1 protein-coding gene is annotated in these 2,012 nt (G+C 63.2%); it reads right to left on the reverse strand.

What is annotated here, in order from left to right; all coding sequences use genetic code 11:
* Nucleotides 1-94: 94 nt before the first annotated feature.
* Nucleotides 95-1,795, reverse strand: a complete 1,701-nt coding sequence (locus AC1DWI_RS21010; RefSeq protein ID WP_477669110.1) for a cation:proton antiporter domain-containing protein — start codon at nucleotides 1,793-1,795, stop codon at nucleotides 95-97.
* Between the last annotated feature and the right edge of the window lie 217 nt (nucleotides 1,796-2,012).

The raw sequence follows: 2,012 nt of genomic DNA on the forward strand, positions 1-2,012 counted from the left end.
GTTCACCTACCTTCTTTGTGGGCGACGACATGTATTTCGGCAACGACAGGCTTGCGCTTGTGCGCTCCGCCGTGTTGCGGGCCAGAGCAGGCGCCTAATGCGCTGCGGTTGACGCGCCGGCGCGCTCCAGCACATGGCGCGCCATGGACTGTGCCAGCTCCTGCTCACCGAGGAAGACCTTGCCGGCCTTCTCGTTGTCGAGCAGGCGCGCCTCGGCCTCGTTGTGGGTGCGCACCACGGTTTCGATGGCTGGATTCAGTGAACGCGCAGTGGCGACCATACGCCTGACGTCCAGCGTGTCGGGTGTCGCAATCACGAGCATGCGCGCCTGCGCAATGTGGGCCTGAACCAGAACTTCCGCCTCCACCGCATCGCCAGACACGGCCGCAATACCCTGCTCCCGAAGCCGTTCCACTGCCTCGCGATTCTGCTCTGCCACCACAAACGGAATGTGATGGGCCTTCAGTGCATCGGCAATGCGCCGCCCTACCCGTCCGTAGCCCACCAGCACCACATGGTTCGACAAATACTTCTGGTCGGTCGTGGCCGGCAACTCGGCCGTCGGGTCATCGCGGGCCTCCAGCTTGCGCGCCAGAGGTGACTTTGCCAGGATCCATTGCTGCAAGGGTTCAACTGCCTTGAAGACCAACTGGTTTAGAGCAATCGAGATCAGCGCACCCGCCAGCACAAGGCTTTGCCCTTCAGGGGGCAGCAGGCCCAACGACGCACCCAGGCCCACCAGGATGAAAGAGAACTCCCCGATCTGCGCGAGACTGGCCGAGACGGTGAGCGCGGTGTTCAGCGGATAGCGAAATGCCATCACCAGCAAGCCGGCCGCCAATGTCTTGCCGACGATGATGATGCCCACCACGGCCAGCACCTGCAGTGGCCGCTCCAGCAATACCCAGGGGTCGAACAGCATGCCCACCGATACGAAAAACAGCACGGCGAAAGCGTCGCGCAAAGGCAGCGACTCTTCGGCCGCCCGGTGGCTGAACTCGGATTCGCGCATCACCATGCCGGCGAAGAAAGCACCCAGGGCGAAAGACACGCCGAACAGCGCCGTCGCGCCGAAAGCGATGCTCACTGCGGCGGCCACCACGCACAGCGTGAACAGCTCGCGCGAACCGGTGCGCTGCACCTGCCACAGCACCCAGGGAAAGAAGCGGCGCCCCACCACCAGCATCAGCGCCACAAAACCGCCCACTTGCAGCAGCGTAATGCCCAGTGTTTTCCACAGCGCATTGACATCGGCATCGACCTTGCCCGACAGCCAGCCGCCCAGCGGCGGAAGCAGCACGAGCACCAGCACCATGGCCAGGTCCTCCACGACCAGCCAACCCACGGCAATCCGCCCATTGACCGAGTCGAGGATGCCGCGGCTTTCAAGGGCCCGAAGCAGCACCACGGTACTGGCGACGGACAGCGACAGGCCGAACACCAGCGCTCCCCCGAGATTCCAGCCCCACCAGTGCGCGAGGCCCATGCCGAGCGCGGTGGCGACCGTCATCTGCACGATGGCGCCAGGCACCGCAATCTTGCGCACCGCCAGCAGGTCGTCCAGCGAGAAATGAAGCCCGACTCCGAACATCAGCAGCATCACCCCGATTTCAGCGAGCTGGCTCGCGATCTCCGCATCCGCTACAAAGCCGGGAGTGAACGGCCCGATGATCACACCCGCGAGCAGGTAGCCCACCAGCGCGGGCAAGCGCAGCCGCACGGCAAGAAAACCAAAAATCAGGGCCAGGCCCAGGCCGGCGGCAATCGTGCTGATCAATGAAACGCTATGGGGCATGCAGGAGGATTCCTTCTCGAAAGCGAAAAGCGGTTAAGAGTCGTTCGGACTCCAGGGAAGGCCTGCGACACAGCCCGGTGTGCGGGCTGTCCCGTCGAACGTGTCTGTTTAATTTACTACAGACGATTGAAGTGACCCATTGCGAAGTCCCCACGCGTTTGACGGCTTTGCAGGTTGTTTGCGACAAACAGCCGGGCACAAAAAAACCCGCCGTAGC

This window comes from Polaromonas sp. P3_C2, from assembly GCF_056402675.1.

What these genes read in the sequence shown, in the direction of transcription:
- AC1DWI_RS21010 (WP_477669110.1), bottom strand. Translation starts at nt 1,795, where the DNA reads ATGCCCCATAGCGTTTCATTGATCAGCACGATTGCCGCCGGCCTGGGC.